The organism is Streptomyces albiaxialis (assembly GCF_039530985.1).
Taxonomy (GTDB): Bacteria; Actinomycetota; Actinomycetes; order Streptomycetales; family Streptomycetaceae; genus Streptomyces; species Streptomyces albiaxialis.
This window is the reverse complement of the sequence record NZ_BAAAPE010000013.1, coordinates 513,167-528,143: the sequence shown is the minus strand read 5'-3', so window position 1 is coordinate 528,143 and position 14,977 is coordinate 513,167. Positions and strand designations below refer to the sequence as shown.

The window sequence follows — 14,977 nt, the reverse complement described above, 5'->3', positions numbered from 1 at the left end:
GCCCGCGAGCCGAAAAGGGCCGCTCGGGTCTACGGCCGGTCGGGTCTACGGCCGGTCGAGGCGGAGCCGTTCCGCGCGCGGCAGCCCGGCGACGACCAGGTCGTAGGAGTCCTCGATCAGGTCGCGGACCATCCCGTCGGGAAGGGAGCCGTCGAGCGTCACCGTGTTCCAGTGGCGCTTGTTCAGGTGCCAGCCCGGGGCGATGGCCGCGTGGGCCTCGCGCAACTGGACGGCCAGCTCCGGTTCGCACTTCAGGCTGACCGTCAGGGGGCTCGCTTCGAGCGAGGAGAAGGCGAAGATCTTGTCCTTCACCTTGAACGTGGACAGCTCCGGGTTCCGGGGGAAGGGGAAGTCCTCCCATGCCCCGTTCAGATCGAGGCAGTACGCCTTCAGCTCGTCCGGGGTCACGAGGCCCTCACCGTCAGCTCTCCTCCTCGGCCGCCCGCGCGGAGCGCACCGGCTCGACCAGCACCGTCACGATCTTGTTCCGCCGCCCCGCCGGGGCCTCCGCCGTCAGCCGCAGCGCGGTCAGCGTGGGGTCGAGGCGGTCCTCGGTGACGTCGACCGTCGTCGTCGCGCCCGCGATCGGCACCCGGCCCAGGGACTTCGCGAGGAGCCCGCCGACCGTCTCGACGTCCTCGTCGTCCAGCCCTGTCAGCCCGTACAGCTCGCCGAGGTCGCCGATGTCGAGGCGCGCGGTGACGCGGTAGCGGTCCTCGCCCAGGTCCTCGACGGGCGGCAGCTCGCGGTCGTACTCGTCGGTGATCTCGCCGACGATCTCCTCCAGGATGTCCTCGATCGTGACGATCCCGGCCGTGCCGCCGTACTCGTCGATGACGACCGCGACGTGGATACGGTCCTGCTGCATCTCGCGCAGCAGATCGCCCGCGTTCTTGGTGTCGGGGACGAACGTCGCGGGACGCATCGCCGTCGAGACCAGCTCTGTCTCGGCCTCGCGGCTGATGTGGACCTTCCGCGCGAGGTCCTTGAGATAGACGATGCCGACGACGTCGTCCTCGTTCTCCCCCACCACCGGGATACGGGAGAAGCCGGAGCGCAGCGCGAGCGTCAGGGCCTGGCGGATGGTCTTGAAACGCTCGATGGTGATCAGGTCCGTGCGCGGCACCATCACCTCGCGCACCAGACGGTCGCCGAGCTGGAAGACGGAGTGGACCATCTTCCGCTCCTCGGCCTCGATCAGCGACTCGCGCTCGGCGAGGTCCACCATCGCGCGCAGCTCGGCCTCGCTCGCGAACGGGCCCTTGCGGAATCCCTTGCCGGGCGTCAGCGCGTTGCCCAGCAGGATCAGGAGCTGCGGGACCGGGCCCAGGATGCGGGCCAGCGGCACCAGCACGTACGAGGCGGCCGTCGCCGTGTTCAGTGGGTGCTGACGGCCGATGGTGCGCGGCGAGACGCCGATGGCCACATAGCTGACCAGGACCATCACGACGATCGCGACGGTCAGCGCCTCCCAGTTCTCCTTGAAGGCGCGCAGGCACGCGTACGTCACCAGGGCGCCCGCCGCGACTTCGGCGGCCACGCGCAGCAGCAGCGCCAGGTTCAGATAGCGGGTCGGGTCGGCGGCGACGGCGGCCAGCTTGGCGCTGCCGCGCCGCCCCTGCCGGACGGCCTCCTCCGCGCGGTAGCTCGTCGTGCGCGCGAGGCCCGCCTCCGCGCAGGCGGCGAGCCACGCCACGACGACGAGCAGCACGCCCGAGGCGACGAGCTGCGCGGTGACCGTGCTCATGAGGCGCTCACGAGGTCGTGGTCGGAGCCGGGGAGGGCCCCTCCAGGCCGCGCTCGGCGCGCCAGCCGTCGACGATCGCGGCCTGAAGGCCGAACATCTCGGCCTTCTCCGCGGGCTCCTCGTGGTCGTACCCCAGCAGGTGCAGCACTCCGTGGACGGTGAGGAGCTGCATCTCCTCGTCCATGGAGTGCTGCGTCGGCGCCTCGGCGCCCTGCCTCTCCGCGACGTCGGGGCAGAGCACGATGTCCCCGAGGAGACCCTGCGGGGGCTCCTCCTCGTCCCGCGACGGCGGTCGCAGCTCGTCCATCGGGAAGGACATCACGTCGGTGGGCCCTGGCAGGTCCATCCACTGCAGGTGCAGCCGCTCCATCGTGTCGGCGTCGACGACGATCACCGACAGCTCCGAGAGCGGGTGGATGCGCATCCGTGCCAGCGCGTACCGCGCGATGTCGAGGAGGGCCTCCTCGTCGACCGTGCGGCCGGATTCGTTGTTGACGTCGATCGACATGGTGCGGGTGGCTTACTTCCTGTGGTCGCGAGAGCCGTGCTCGCGGGAGCCGTGCTCGTGGCCGTTGTCGTAACGGTCGTACGCGTCGACGATACGGCCGACCAGCTTGTGCCGGACGACATCCGTGCTGTCGAGCTGCGAGAAGTGCACGTCCTCGACGCCCTCCAGGATCTCCTTGACCTGCCGCAGCCCGCTCTTCGTCCCGCCCGGGAGATCGACCTGGGTGATGTCACCCGTCACGACGATCTTCGACTCGAAGCCGAGCCGGGTGAGGAACATCTTCATCTGCTCGGGATTCGTGTTCTGCGCCTCGTCGAGGATGATGAATGCATCATTCAACGTTCTTCCCCTCATGTATGCGAGGGGTGCCACCTCGATCGTCCCGGCCGCCATCAGCCTCGGGATCGAGTCCGGGTCCAGCATGTCGTGCAGCGCGTCGTAGAGCGGGCGCAGATACGGGTCGATCTTCTCGTACAGCGTCCCGGGCAGGAAGCCGAGACGCTCGCCCGCCTCCACGGCAGGCCGCGTCAGGATGATCCTGGTGACCTGCTTCGACTGGAGCGCCTGCACGGCCTTCGCCATCGCGAGATACGTCTTGCCGGTGCCGGCGGGGCCGATACCGAAGACGACCGTGTGCTTGTCGATCGCGTCCACGTAACGCTTCTGGTTGAGCGTCTTGGGGCGGATCGTACGCCCACGGTTCGACAGGATGTTCTGCGTGAGGACTTCCGCCGGGGTCTCGTCCGCCGCCCCCGTCCCGTCCTCCTGCTCGCGGAGCATCGCGATGGAACGCTCCACCGCGTCCTCCGTCATGGGCTGGCCGGTGCGCAGCACCAGCATCATCTCGTCGAAAAGCCGCTGGATCAGGGCGACTTCGCGGGCATCGCCCGTCGCGCTGATCTCGTTCCCCCGGACATGGATGTCCGCCTTCGGGAACGCGCTCTCGATCACGCGCAGCAGGGAGTCACCGGAGCCCAGCACCGTCACCATCGGGTGCTTGGCGGGAACGGTGAAGCGGGCGGTCGTCTCAGGGGTGGTTCCCCGCCCGGATCCGTTCTGATTCTGGGTTGTCTGTGCCATGGGCGGCCTCTGGGGCCAGCTCATCTCCCTCGTCGCGCCGAGTCTTCTCTGGACCTCAAGAGTACGACGGGGCACCGACAGCCCTCACGGAATTACCGGCCGCGTGCGGTGCGTGACCGAGCGGTCACGATGAACGCCGTCCACGCCGCGGGGGAGACCGTGAGAGGGCTGATCCCCTTGTCCTTCGAGTCCCGGACGTGGACGGCCCGGGACTCGACCGCGACCTCGACGCAGTTGTCGCCCCCGTCGCCGCTGTAGCTGCTCTTGAACCAGTCCAGCTCGGTGGTGCTCATTGGGCTCCTCGCATCTGCTCCAGCAGGCTCGCCGAATCTCTCGGACTCAGCGCCTGTGCGCGCATCTTGTCATAGCGCCGGAGCATTGAGCTGACCGCTTTCCGGTCGGTCTGCAAGAGGCTGCTGTCGTGCCCCTCGAAGTAGCCGATCCACTGATTGCTGGGTGTCTCAGCGAGGTACATCGGACCGCCAGCGCCAAAGTGGTCCTCCTGCCGGAGCGGCATGATCTGGACCTCTACGTTCCGTCGGGCCCCCTGCGTGAGCAGGTTGTCGATGAGCGCGTCGGTCGTCGCGTCGCCGCCCAACCGCCGTTCCAGCAGCGCCTGCTCGATCATGAACGTGAACGAACTGTTCGGGCGCTCCTCCAGGAGGGACTGGCGTGCCAGTCGGGCGGCGACCTGGCTTTCGAACTGCTCCTCCGACAGCGGCGGCAGCCGTCTCTCGAAGATCGCCCGGATGTACGGCTCGGGCTGCAACAGCCCAGGAATCACGCGGCACTCGTACGCGTAGAGGGACACCGCCTCCTCCTCGATCGCGGCCCACTCGTGGAACCAGGAGGCGAGGCCCACCTTGCGGGTGAGGCTGCGCGCGGCGGCGCGCAGGAGCTTCGCGGCGAGGGGGCCGAGGACCGGTTCGGCCCGTTCGGCGAGGTCGCGTGGCGGGAATCTCTTGCCCTGCTCGATCTTGGCGACGTAGCCGGGGGAATAACCCACGCGGTGGGCGAACTCCTCCTGGGTGAGGCCCGTCTCGTCGCGGAGCGCTTTGAGGACCACGCCGAAGGTCTTGAGGCTGTCCGAGACTTCGGGTTCTGTCACCCGGCCATGGTCACGGGTAGTGAGCCACCCAGTCCAGAGAGTCAACCCATACAACGGGAACTGTATGGGTGCCGTACCTGGAGGGGCGGAGGGTGCGCCCAGGAGCCTGGGCTCATGTCAGCACCACGGGCCCATGAGCCCATCACCGTCCGTGTGTTCGTCCAGCGCTTCTCCGCGACCCGGCGCGGGGCACGGCTCGCGCGCAGACTGGCCGTATGCCAGCTCGACGCATGGGGCGTCCCCTTCGGGAGCGAGCTGTCGGAGAAGGTCGCCCTCGTCGTCGCCGAACTCGCCGCCAACGCCGTACTGCACGGGCGCGTGCCCGGCAGGGACTTCGAGGTGACGATGTCCCTGGAGGACCCGCGCGGGCCCGTACGGATCGAGGTGTCCGATACCCATCCGGCGCTGCCCGTACGGACGGAGGGTCGGTACGGCCTGGTCCTGGTGGACGCGTTCGCGGAGAGCTGGGGCGTGACCGGCCGTGAGGGGCCGGGCAAGACGGTCTGGGCGGAGGTGGCGGGCGGGCCGGGGCTCAGGCGCCCGTGGTGACGCCCCAGATCCCGGCGGCCGTGAAGGCGGTGCCGATCAGGAGCGGGAGCGCGAGGCCCCAGAAGCGTTGGCCGGAACCGTCGAGCCGGGCGGTCTTCGGGGCGCCGGGGAGGTAGCGGACCGGGGCCGGGCCGCCCACGGGCAGGCCCGTGACGCCGGACACCTTCGCTTCGAACTCGTGCGGGCCGCCCCGTTCGTCGACGAAGCGGACCACCGCGAAGTAACTGACGCTGCCCTGGTGGCGCGAGCTGCGGTGGCGGACCACCCGGCCCTCGGCGGTGATCCCCTCGCGCCGGAGACGGCGTTGGTGCGCCTCTTCGCGGATGCCGAGCCCGATGATGACGGGCCCTGTGAGCAGACACAGCACCAGCAGCCACACGGCCGTCTCCTCTCTCCCGTTGCGGGAGGGGACGAGGTGCCGGGTCGGGGCGGTTCCTGGCGGCGAGAGGGCGGGCGCTTCCTAGCCCGAGCGGAAGCCCAGCGTCGGCACCGCGCGGCGGGGCGGCGGGGCCGGGTCGCAGCCGGTGAGGAGGGTGTCCAGGAAGGCGTACGGCGAGTCCGTTCCGGCGGGGCGCGCGGCACGCGCCCGGTGCCACCACTCGGCGATCTCCGCCCAGCTCGGCGCGGAGAGCGAGCCGCCGAACTCCTGGACCGAGAGCGAGGCGGTGAGGCCCGCGAAGGCGAGGCGGTCGGCGAGGGGCCAGCCCGCGAGGCTGCCGGTGACGAAGCCCGCCACGAAGACGTCGCCCGCGCCCGTCGTGTCCAGGGCCTCGACGGCGATGGCCGGGACGTCGGCGGTCTCGCCCGTACGCCCGTCGACCGCGTAGGCGCCCTCGGGGCCCATGGTGACGACGGCCAGCGGCACGTACTCGCTCAGCACGTGCGCGGCGGAGCGGGGGCAGTCGGCGCCCGTGTAGCGCATGGCCTCGACCGCGTTCGGCAGGAACGCCTCGCAGTCGCCCAGCTCGGCGAGGGCCTTCAGGTCCCAGCGGCCCGTCTCGTCCCAGCCGACGTCGGCGAAGATCAGGCTGCCGCGCCGGGCGGCCGTCGCGATCCACTCCTGGGGGCGGCCGGGGACGAGCGAGGAGACGCAGGCCCGCGCTGCGGGCGGGCACTCGGGGGCCTCGGGGTCGTAACCGGCGGCGGCCTCCTTCGCGGGGGCCTCGTGGCCGTGGGAGATCATCGTGCGCTCGCCCTCGTACGCCATCGAGACGGTCACGGGGGAGTGCCAGCCGGGCACGGTGTGCGAGAGGGAGAGGTCGATGCCCTCGCCGTGTTCCAGGGCGTCGTGGCAGTAGTCGCCGTACATGTCGTCGCCGAAGGCGGCGGCCAGCGAGGTGTGCAGGCCGAGACGGGCCAGGGCCGTCGCCATGTTCGCGATGCCGCCCGGGCTCGACCCCATGCCGCGCGCCCAGGACTCCGTGCCGCGCACGGGCGCCGAGTCGAGGCCGGTGAAGATGATGTCCAGGAAGACCGTGCCCGTCAGATAGACGTCCCACCGGGGGTCACCGGGCGTGCGGAGCCGCGCCAGCGGGTCGAACCGGCGCTGGCGGGGCGTTCGTGAGCTGGGGGTCTTGCGCGTACTCAACGTGCTCTCCCTGTCGGGGTGCGGGCCGTACCGCGAGGTCGCCGCGAGGTCGGTGCCACTCCAGCGGTACGGCCGACCATAGTCGGTCGCGGGCCCGTGCCCCCCGGGAATGCGATCTCCCCGTGAGGTACGTTCCGCCGTATGAGGCTGACGATTCTCGGCGGGGGCGGGTTCCGCGTCCCCCTGGTCCACCGCTCGCTGCTGGCCGAGGCCCGCGCCGGAACTCCCGGGCGCTGCACGGAACTCGTCCTGCACGACACGGACCGTGACCGGCTGGCCGTGATCGCGTCCGTACTGTCCGCGCAGGCCGAGGGCGTGCCGGACGCGCCGTCCGTACGGATCGCGGACGACCTGGACGACGCGCTGCGCGGCACGGACTTCGTCTTCTCCGCGATCCGCGTGGGCGGCACGGCGGGGCGCGTGAGGGACGAGCGCATCCCCCTCTCGGAGGGCGTGCTCGGCCAGGAGACGGTCGGCGCGGGCGGCGTCCTCTACGCGCTCCGTACGGTCCCGGTGGCCGTCCGTATCGCCGAACGGGTACGGGCGCTCGCCCCCGGCGCGTGGGTCATCAACTTCACCAACCCGGCGGGGATGGTGACCGAGGCCATGGCACGCGTCCTGGGCGAGCGGGTCATCGGCATCTGCGACTCGCCGGTCGGCCTGGTGCGGCGCGCGGCGCGCGCGGCGGGGGCCGACCCGGACACCGTGTCCTACGACTACACGGGCCTCAACCACCTCGGCTGGCTCCGCTCGCTGCGGGACGAGACGGGGCACGAACTGCTGCCGGGTCTCCTGGCGGACACGGAGGCGCTGACCTCCTTCGAGGAGGGCAAGCTCTTCGGCGCGGAGTGGCTCCGCGCGCTGGGGGAGCTGCCCAACGAGTACCTGCACTACTACTACTTCCGGCGCGAGACGCTGGACGCGGTCCGTACGGCGGAGTCGACGCGCGGGGAGTTCCTCGACCAGCAGCAGGGCGACTTCTTCGCGCGGGCGGCGGCCGGTACGGACGACGCGTACGCCCTGTGGGAGCGCACCCGGCTGGAGCGCGAGGAGACGTACATGGCCGAGAGCCGCGAGGCCACCGGGGGCTGGGCGCGCGACACGTGCGACCTCGACGGCGGCGGCTACGACCAGGTGGCGCTGGCCCTCATGCGGGCGATCGCCCGCGGGGAGCGGGCCCGGCTCGTGCTGAACGTACGCAACGGATCCACGGTCCCCGCGCTGACGCCGGACGCGATCGTGGAGACGGTCTGCGAGGTGGACGGGGCGGGGCCCCGTCCACTGCCGGTCGCGCCTCTGGGCGAGGCCGAACTGGGCCTGATGCTTCAGCTCAAGGCGGTGGAACTGGGAGCCGTCGAGGCCGCGCTCGACGGCTCCCACCGTGCGGCGCTGAGGGCTCTCGCCCTCCACCCCTTGGTCGACTCCCCGGCGGTAGCCGCCCGCATCCTGCACCACGCCGGCTACTAAGCGTCCCTGAAGGGGCGCGCCCCACTTTTCCCTCCCGCGAAGCTTGGGAAGTCTGCGCAAGGCGCAGGGTTGGCAAGCGCAGCCCTCTTCGCCGGGTGCCCCTCGTGTGAGGGCCGGGTTCGGGGTGCCCCGGGCTGTGCTTCGCGGGGTGCGCCCGCATCGTGGCTGGTCGCGCAGTTCCCCGCGCCCCTGAGGGGGCAAGCCCCGTGGTGTGGTGACCGGGCGCGCTCGCGCGGCGGAGCCGCACATCAGACACAGCCCCGCGCCCCTGACGGGGCAAGCTCTGAGGTCTTGGCCCGGGGGCACTGTTCGGTGCGCTCCGTCAGGGGCGCGCGGGAGGTCTCCTCACCAGCGCGGCACGTTCGGCGTGACCCACGCCGGGGAGGCGACCCGCATCGCGGCGGCGTCGTCGCGGTCGCGCATCGTGCCGTCGTCGGAGAGCCACCGTTCGTGGAGGACCGCGAGGCGGTCGGGGTCGAGGGTGACGCCGAGTCCCGGCGCGTCGGAGACCGTGACGTGGCCGTCGCGGAAAGCGAGGCGGGAGGTCAGGACGTCCTCGGTCTGCCAGGGATAGTGGCTGTCGCACGCGTAGTCGAGGTTGGGGACTGTCGCCGCGACGTGCGTCATCGCGGCCAGACTGATGCCCAGGTGCGTGTTGGAGTGCATGGACAGCCCGACGCCGAACGTACGGCAGAGGGCCGCCAGTTCGCGCGTCGCACGCAGCCCGCCCCAGTAGTGGTGATCGCTGAGCACGACCTGGACGGCCCCCTGGAAGAACGCCTCCGGTATCTCGCCGAGGGTCGTCACGCACATGTTCGTCGCGAGCGGGATCCCGGCGGCCCGGGCGACCTCCGCCATCGCGGGGGTGCCGCTCGCCGGGTCCTCCAGATACTGCAGCGTGCCGCGCAGCGCGTCGGCGACCTGGAGCGAGGTCGGCACCGACCAGGCGCCGTTGGGGTCGAGCCGCAGCGGGCAGCCGGGGAACGCCTCGGCGAGCGCGCGGACGGCGGCGATCTCCTCCTCCGGCTCGTACACCCCGCCCTTGAGCTTGAACGAGGTGAAGCCGTGCTCGTCCGCGAGGCGCCGGGCCTGCCGGACGACGCCCGCGGGGTCGGTGGCCTCGTCCCAGCCGTCCGGCTCGCCCGCGCCGCCGGGGTGTTCCGCCCAGCGGTAGAAGAGGTACGCGCTGTACTCCACGCGGTCGCGGACCCTGCCGCCGAGCAGGGCGTGCACCGGCATCCCCGTCGCCTTGCCGAGCGCGTCCAGGCAGGCGACCTCGAAGCCGGAGAGGACGGACAGCCGCAGCTTCTCCGCGGTCTGGACGCCCCGCAGCCCGCCGACGTCCACGCCGGTCTCGACGCGGCGCGCGGCCACGGAGACCTGGCCGGCCAGCTCCGTGAGCCCGTTCAGGTCGCTGACCCGGCGCCCCGGGAGGGAGTCGGCGAACGGGCGGGCCAGCTCCAGGTACTTGGTGTCGCCGTAGGTCTCCCCGACGCCCGTGTGCCCGCCCGCCGTCTCCACCTCGACGATCAGTCTCGGGGTGTACGGCTGGTGCACGCCCTGGGTGTTGAGGAGCGGGGGGTCGGCGACGAGCACGGGCGTGAGCCGTACGTCGGTGATGGTCAGGTCCTTCGCGGGCGTGCTCATGCGGCGGCTCCCGGCGCAGGCGAGGCATGTTTATGTATGCGTACGCAGGTTATGGACCTGAACTTGACCCGGTCAAGGGTCCGGCCGCCTTTACGGAACGTTGAATCTCCGCGCGTAGATGGCGGGTTGGCTGCGGTGTTAGGTTCCCGGCGACCGCCATGCCCCTGCCAACCGAGGAGCCGCGCATGCGCCGCCCCCTGAGAACCGCCCTCCCCCTCGTCGCCGTCGCCGCCGTGGCCGGTACCGCCTTCTTCGGCGTCGGCCAGGCGACCGCCGAGCGCTCCGTGCCCCGCAGCGACAAGGAGATCCCCAACCTCGACCAGGTCAAGGAGAAGATCGAGGCGTACTACGGGGACATCGAGACCGAGGACGGCGAGCACTACGCCTCGCCGAAGAGCAACTACGCCGAGCAGGTCCGGGGCCTCGCGTCCGACGCGCGCGAGGACCTGGAGAAGGGCCTCGGCAAGGGGCACGCCAAGGGTCACGGCAAGGGCGCGAAGACGCACGGCAAGCCCGCGATCGTCCTCGACGTCGACGACACCACCCTGCTCACGTACAACTTCGAGCGGCGCATCGGCTACAACTTCAGCCAGAAGGCCCAGGACGAGTACCTGCGGACGACCGACATGGACCCGGTCTTCGGCATGACGAAGCTCGTCAACTGGGCCCACAAGAAGGGGATCACGGTCTTCTTCCTCACCGGCCGCAAGGAGTACCAGCGCGACTGGAGCGTCCGGAACCTCAAGAAGGCCGGATACGAGGTGCCCGTCGACAAGGAGCACTTCTACCTGAAGGACGAGAAGAACCCGCCCCCGTACCTGGAGTGCGGCAACGAGTGCACGACCGTCGAGTACAAGTCGGGCACCCGCGCCCACATCGAATCCCGGGGCTACGACATCCTGGCCAACTTCGGCGACCAGTACAGCGACCTGAAGGGCGGCCACGCCCAGCGGAAGGTCAAGCTCCCGAACCCCATGTACTACCTGCCGTGATCACCTTTCCTGATCGCCTTCCTTGAGCACCTTGCTGATCAGCGCCGACTGGGACTCGGTCAGGCGCGGATCGGCGCAGTAGGCGGTGTTGCCGTCCACGACGATCTCGTAGTGGAAGCCGTCGGGCACGCCCATCGGGCGCTGGCCCCGTCCCTGGACCAGGGAGTCGCGGGCCAGCGAGGCGAGCTCGGCGGCGTCCGCGCGTCCCGCGGTGTCGAGGGTGGCCCGGCGGGTGAGCCCGCCGAAGCCGCCGGTGCGGATGACCGTGATGTGCATGGAGGCATCCTCTCCGCGCGGGGTGCCGCGCGTTAAGAGCCGGACTCCTTCTTGTCCGCCTGCTCCGCGGGCGTCACGCCCACCTGGGACCAGGACTTGCGTACCGCCTCGGCCTCCTCGCCGCTCTCGCCGTAGCGGGAGGCGGCGGCGTCGAGGGTGGCGCGCGCGAAGCCGGCGAAGTCCGTGTCGGGCTTGAGAGTGCCCGCGGTGAGCGTGTCGTACCAGATCTGGCCCGCGCGTTCCCAGGCGTGGCCGCCGAGTTCGGTGGCGAGCTGGTAGAAGGCGTGGTTGGGGATGCCGGAGTTGATGTGCACCCCGCCGTTGTCCTGGCCCGTGTGGACGTAGTCGTCCATCGTGGCGGGCTGCGGGTCCTTGCCGAGCACGTCGTCGTCGTACGCCGTGCCGGGCGCCTTCATCGAGCGCAGGGCCTCGCCCTCGACGCGGTCCGTGAAGAGCCCCGCGCCGATCAGCCAGTCGGCCTGGGCGGCGTCCTGGCCGAGCCCGTACTGCTTGATGAGCGAGCCGAAGACGTCGGACAGCGACTCGTTGAGCGCGCCGGACTGGCCGAAGTACTCCAGGTTGGCGGTGTACTGCGTGACGCCGTGGGTCAGCTCGTGGCCGATCACGTCGACCGGCAGGGTGAAGTCGCGGAAGATCTCCCCGTCCCCGTCGCCGAAGACCATGCGCTCGCCGTCCCAGAAGGCGTTCCCGTAGTTCTCGCCGTAGTGGACGGTGGCGTCGAGCGGCAGCCCTGCGCCGTCGATCGAGAAGCGCTCGTATACGGACAGGTACAGCTCGAAGGTGGCGCCCAGGCCCGCGTACGCGCGGTTGACGGTGGCGTCCTTGACGGGCTTGCTGCCCTCGCCGCGGACCTTCCTGCCGGGCAGGGACTCCTTGTGCTTGGCGTCGTAGATCGTCCGCTGGGGCTTCTTCTCGGCGGCCTCGTCCAGCGCCCTCGGGGTGGCGTGCGGCATCCGCACCGTGGTGATGCGGCGGCGGGTGCGCTGGGCGGCGTCCTGCTCCAGCGTGCGGCGCGCGGGGCCCGCGAGCGCGGAGTCCGAGGACCGGGAGACGTGGTCGAGGACGTGCGGCGGGACGATCGTGCAGAAGACGGGATGGGCGGGACGGGTGGCGGGTGCGCGGTATGCGGTCATAGCGCGCAATGTGGCACTACGTCATGGGTATGTCACTGCCCGCCGCCATGATTCGTAAGAAGGGGTGGCGCTCCGGGGCGCGTGCTGACCGCCGGTCCGATGCGGTGTATCGCATAGTGATACACGGCTGGCGTGTGTGACGGGCAGGGTTATGCTGGCGAGACCATGCGTTACGGGCTGCTTCTTCTTAGCTGCCGCGGCGAGGGTCTGTAGCCGGAAGGCCGACCCCCTCCCCGCGGAGTGCGGTGCTGTCCTCGTCGGCCCTTCGAAGCCCTGCGCGTCCCACCACGCGCCACCTCCCTGGAGCCCTACGCATCATGACGTCCCACGCCTCCATCGGCCGTGCCACGCCCATCACCGCCTCCTCCGTACTGCAGCGCCCCTCGGGCATGCCCCTCCACAAGTACGGCCAGTACGAGGCCGTCGACATCCCCGACCGCACCTGGCCGGGCAAGCGCATCACCCAGGCGCCCCGCTGGCTGTCCACCGATCTGCGGGACGGCAACCAGGCACTGATCGACCCGATGTCCCCGGCCCGCAAGCGGGAGATGTTCGACCTGCTGGTGCGGATGGGCTTCAAGGAGATCGAGGTCGGCTTCCCCTCCTCGGGCCAGACCGACTTCGACTTCGTGCGCTCGATCATCGAGGAGGGCGCGATCCCCGAGGACGTGACGATCTCCGTCCTGACCCAGGCCCGCGAGGAGCTGATCGAGCGGACCGTGGAGTCCCTGGTCGGCGCCCACCGCGCCACCGTCCACCTCTACAACGCGACGGCGCCCGTCTTCCGCGAGGTCGTCTTCCGCGGCACCCGCGACCAGGTCAAGCAGATCGCCGTCGACGGCACCCGGCTGGTGATGGAGTACGCCGAGAAGCTGCTCGACGACCGCACGGTCTTCGGATACCAGTACAGCCCCGAGATCTTCACCGACACCGAGCTGGACTTCGCGCTGGAGGTCTGCGAGGGCGTCATGGACGTATGGGAGCCGGAGGAGGGCCGGGAGATCATCCTGAACCTGCCCGCCACCGTCGAGCGCTCGACTCCGTCCACCCACGCCGACCGCTTCGAGTGGATGGGCCGCCACCTGTCGCGCCGCGAGCACGTCTGCCTGTCCGTCCACCCGCACAACGACCGGGGCACGGCCGTGGCCGCCGCCGAGCTGGCCGTGATGGCGGGCGCCGACCGCGTCGAGGGCTGCCTGTTCGGACAGGGCGAGCGCACCGGCAACGTGGACCTGGTCACCCTGGGCATGAACCTGTTCAGCCAGGGCGTCGACCCGATGATCGACTTCTCGAACATCGACGAGATCCGCCGCACCGCCGAGTACTGCAACCAGATGGAGATCCACCCCCGCCACCCCTACGCGGGCGACCTGGTCTACACCGCCTTCTCCGGCTCCCACCAGGACGCCATCAAGAAGGGCTTCGAGGCGATGGAGACCACCGCGGCCGCGGCCGGGAAGACGGTGGACGACATCGAGTGGGCCGTGCCGTACCTGCCGATCGACCCGAAGGACGTCGGCCGCTCGTACGAGGCCGTCATCCGGGTCAACTCCCAGTCCGGCAAGGGCGGCATCGCCTACGTCCTCAAGGGCGAGCACAGCCTGGACCTGCCGCGCCGGATGCAGGTCGAGTTCTCGAAGATCATCCAGGAGAAGACGGACAGCGAGGGCGGCGAGGTCACGCCCGCCGCGATCTGGTCGGCCTTCCAGGACGAGTACCTGCCCAACCCGGGGAACCCCTGGGGCCGCATCCAGGTCCGGAACGGTCAGACGACGACCGACAAGGACGGCGTGGACACGCTCACGGTCGAGGCGGACGTCGACGGCGAGCCCCGCACCCTGGCCGGTACGGGCAACGGCCCGATCTCCGCGTTCTTCCACGCCCTGCAGGGCATCGGCATCGACGCCCGTCTCCTGGACTACCAGGAGCACACGATGAGCGAGGGCGCGTCCGCGCAGGCCGCGTCGTACATCGAGTGCGCGATCGACGGCAAGGTCCTCTGGGGCATCGGCATCGACGCCAACACCACTCGGGCCTCCCTGAAGGCAGTGGTCTCCGCGGTGAACCGCGCCTCGCGGTAGCCACTGAGCAGGGGCTGCCCCCGCGATGGCTTGTCGCACAGTTCGCCGCGTACTTCCAGGGGCGCGGGGAACTGCGCGACCGGCCACGGCGAAAGCCGCAGTCCGCAGGCGGCGCCAAGGGGCAGCCCCTACTCGGCTGAACCTGGACGCGCTGCGGCCCCGCGAGATCGCCCGGCGGCTCGCGATGCTGCCGCAGAGCCCCGCCGCGCCCGAGGGCATGACCGTCGGCGAACTCGCCGCGCGCGGACGGCAGCCGCACCAGCCCTGGTACCGGGCCTGGAGCCCCGAGGACGACCGCATCGCCGCCGCCGCGACGCGCGCGACCGGCGTCGAGGCCCTCCAGCACGCCCCGCTCGACGAACTCTCGGGCGGGCAGCGGCAGCGCGCCCGGGTCGCATGGCCCTCGCGCAGGAGACGGAGGTGCTGCTCCTGGACGAGCCGACCACCCATCTCGACCTCGCCCACGCCGTCGACGTGCTCGAACTCGTCGTCGCGCTGTGCCGCGACACCGGCCGGACGATCGTCACGGTGCTCCACGACCTCAGCCTCGCCGCCCGCTACAGCGACCACCTCGTGGTGATGAAGGAGGGACGGCTGGTGGCGGAGGGCAGTCCCTCGGAGGTCGTCACCTCCGAACTGCTGGACGACTGCTTCGGACTGAAGGCCCACGTCTTCGAGGATCCGTACGACGGCCCGACGACCGTCGTCCCCGCGCGACACGGCCTCTGACCCGGGCCTTCGCCGTGCCACCGGGGCGTTCCGCACGGCGTACGGCCGTGC

16 protein-coding genes are annotated in these 14,977 nt (G+C 70.8%); 5 read left to right on the top strand and 11 right to left on the bottom strand.

Translation table 11 applies throughout. The features are described from left to right. Positions 1-45: 45 nt before the first annotated feature. The 6 genes from ABD343_RS26030 to ABD343_RS26005 all read right to left on the bottom strand — a co-directional run bounded on the left by ABD343_RS26030 (position 46) and on the right by ABD343_RS26005 (position 4,443). Positions 46-408 (bottom strand): MmcQ/YjbR family DNA-binding protein, encoded by a 363-nt coding sequence (locus tag ABD343_RS26030; RefSeq protein ID WP_344531758.1) that lies wholly within the window; start codon positions 406-408, stop codon positions 46-48. A gap of 13 nt (positions 409-421) precedes the next feature. Beyond that, entirely contained in the window at positions 422-1,747 is a 1,326-nt protein-coding gene (locus ABD343_RS26025; protein ID WP_344531757.1) for a hemolysin family protein, read from the bottom strand. Positions 1,748-1,754: 7 nt separating this feature from the next. Then, complete coding sequence (gene ybeY / locus ABD343_RS26020; protein WP_344531756.1) at positions 1,755-2,255, bottom strand: rRNA maturation RNase YbeY; 501 nt, start codon at positions 2,253-2,255, stop codon at positions 1,755-1,757. A 12-nt stretch (positions 2,256-2,267) separates the two neighbouring features. Next, positions 2,268-3,335: a PhoH family protein gene (locus tag ABD343_RS26015; protein ID WP_344531755.1), complete on the bottom strand. Its 1,068-nt coding sequence runs from the start codon at positions 3,333-3,335 to the stop codon at positions 2,268-2,270. Between the two features lie 92 nt (positions 3,336-3,427). Beyond that, positions 3,428-3,628: a DUF397 domain-containing protein gene (locus ABD343_RS26010; RefSeq protein ID WP_344531754.1), complete on the bottom strand. Its 201-nt coding sequence runs from the start codon at positions 3,626-3,628 to the stop codon at positions 3,428-3,430. Next, on the bottom strand, positions 3,625-4,443 hold the full coding sequence (locus ABD343_RS26005) for a helix-turn-helix domain-containing protein (RefSeq protein ID WP_344531753.1): 819 nt from the start codon (positions 4,441-4,443) through the stop codon (positions 3,625-3,627). Before ABD343_RS26005 ends, ABD343_RS26010 begins: the two co-directional genes overlap by 4 nt. Before the next feature lie 114 nt (positions 4,444-4,557). Between ABD343_RS26005 and ABD343_RS26000 the strand changes: the two genes are divergently transcribed. Further along, positions 4,558-4,992 (top strand): ATP-binding protein, encoded by a 435-nt coding sequence (locus tag ABD343_RS26000; protein WP_344531752.1) that lies wholly within the window; start codon positions 4,558-4,560, stop codon positions 4,990-4,992. Here the strand turns inward: ABD343_RS26000 and ABD343_RS25995 are convergent. Both ABD343_RS25995 and ABD343_RS25990 read right to left on the bottom strand, forming a co-directional pair. Next, complete coding sequence (locus tag ABD343_RS25995; protein ID WP_344531751.1) at positions 4,976-5,371, bottom strand: DUF3592 domain-containing protein; 396 nt, start codon at positions 5,369-5,371, stop codon at positions 4,976-4,978. The genes ABD343_RS26000 and ABD343_RS25995 overlap by 17 nt on opposite strands. 81 nt (positions 5,372-5,452) lie before the next feature. Then, positions 5,453-6,580: a carbohydrate kinase family protein gene (locus ABD343_RS25990; protein ID WP_425578270.1), complete on the bottom strand. Its 1,128-nt coding sequence runs from the start codon at positions 6,578-6,580 to the stop codon at positions 5,453-5,455. Positions 6,581-6,721: 141 nt separating this feature from the next. On the opposite strand from ABD343_RS25990, the gene ABD343_RS25985 reads away from it, so the two are divergent. Beyond that, complete coding sequence (locus ABD343_RS25985) at positions 6,722-8,047, top strand: family 4 glycosyl hydrolase (protein WP_344531750.1); 1,326 nt, start codon at positions 6,722-6,724, stop codon at positions 8,045-8,047. A 345-nt stretch (positions 8,048-8,392) separates the two neighbouring features. Here ABD343_RS25985 and ABD343_RS25980 read toward each other — a convergent pair whose 3' ends face one another. Next, a complete protein-coding gene (locus ABD343_RS25980) occupies positions 8,393-9,694 on the bottom strand; it encodes a glucarate dehydratase family protein (protein ID WP_344531749.1) in 1,302 nt (433 codons plus the stop codon). 185 nt (positions 9,695-9,879) lie between these two features. On the opposite strand from ABD343_RS25980, the gene ABD343_RS25975 reads away from it, so the two are divergent. Beyond that, positions 9,880-10,686, top strand: coding sequence for an HAD family acid phosphatase (locus ABD343_RS25975; RefSeq protein WP_344531748.1), 807 nt, complete (start codon positions 9,880-9,882; stop codon positions 10,684-10,686). Here the strand turns inward: ABD343_RS25975 and ABD343_RS25970 are convergent, their stop codons facing one another. Beyond that, positions 10,687-10,962, bottom strand: a complete 276-nt coding sequence (locus ABD343_RS25970; protein WP_344531747.1) for a protealysin inhibitor emfourin — start codon at positions 10,960-10,962, stop codon at positions 10,687-10,689. A 32-nt stretch (positions 10,963-10,994) separates the two neighbouring features. Beyond that, entirely contained in the window at positions 10,995-12,116 is a 1,122-nt protein-coding gene (locus ABD343_RS25965; protein ID WP_344531746.1) for a M4 family metallopeptidase, read from the bottom strand. 317 nt (positions 12,117-12,433) lie between these two features. On the opposite strand from ABD343_RS25965, the gene leuA reads away from it, so the two are divergent. Together leuA and ABD343_RS25955 are read left to right on the top strand one after the other, a co-directional pair. Continuing rightward, complete coding sequence (gene leuA / locus ABD343_RS25960) at positions 12,434-14,197, top strand: 2-isopropylmalate synthase (RefSeq protein ID WP_344531745.1); 1,764 nt, start codon at positions 12,434-12,436, stop codon at positions 14,195-14,197. 396 nt (positions 14,198-14,593) lie between these two features. Beyond that, entirely contained in the window at positions 14,594-14,926 is a 333-nt protein-coding gene (locus ABD343_RS25955) for an ABC transporter ATP-binding protein (RefSeq protein ID WP_344531744.1), read from the top strand. Positions 14,927-14,977: the final 51 nt, after the last annotated feature.

What these genes read in the sequence shown, in the direction of transcription:
- ABD343_RS26010 (WP_344531754.1), bottom strand. Translation starts at nt 3,628, where the DNA reads ATGAGCACCACCGAGCTGGACTGGTTCAAGAGCAGCTACAGCGGCGAC.
- ABD343_RS25980 (WP_344531749.1), bottom strand. Translation starts at nt 9,694, where the DNA reads ATGAGCACGCCCGCGAAGGACCTGACCATCACCGACGTACGGCTCACG.
- ABD343_RS26000 (WP_344531752.1), top strand. Translation starts at nt 4,558, where the DNA reads ATGTCAGCACCACGGGCCCATGAGCCCATCACCGTCCGTGTGTTCGTC.
- ABD343_RS26025 (WP_344531757.1), bottom strand. Translation starts at nt 1,747, where the DNA reads ATGAGCACGGTCACCGCGCAGCTCGTCGCCTCGGGCGTGCTGCTCGTC.
- ybeY (WP_344531756.1), bottom strand. Translation starts at nt 2,255, where the DNA reads ATGTCGATCGACGTCAACAACGAATCCGGCCGCACGGTCGACGAGGAG.
- ABD343_RS25970 (WP_344531747.1), bottom strand. Translation starts at nt 10,962, where the DNA reads ATGCACATCACGGTCATCCGCACCGGCGGCTTCGGCGGGCTCACCCGC.
- leuA (WP_344531745.1), top strand. Translation starts at nt 12,434, where the DNA reads ATGACGTCCCACGCCTCCATCGGCCGTGCCACGCCCATCACCGCCTCC.
- ABD343_RS25975 (WP_344531748.1), top strand. Translation starts at nt 9,880, where the DNA reads ATGCGCCGCCCCCTGAGAACCGCCCTCCCCCTCGTCGCCGTCGCCGCC.
- ABD343_RS25985 (WP_344531750.1), top strand. Translation starts at nt 6,722, where the DNA reads ATGAGGCTGACGATTCTCGGCGGGGGCGGGTTCCGCGTCCCCCTGGTC.
- ABD343_RS25965 (WP_344531746.1), bottom strand. Translation starts at nt 12,116, where the DNA reads ATGACCGCATACCGCGCACCCGCCACCCGTCCCGCCCATCCCGTCTTC.
- ABD343_RS25955 (WP_344531744.1), top strand. Translation starts at nt 14,594, where the DNA reads ATGGCCCTCGCGCAGGAGACGGAGGTGCTGCTCCTGGACGAGCCGACC.
- ABD343_RS26015 (WP_344531755.1), bottom strand. Translation starts at nt 3,335, where the DNA reads ATGGCACAGACAACCCAGAATCAGAACGGATCCGGGCGGGGAACCACC.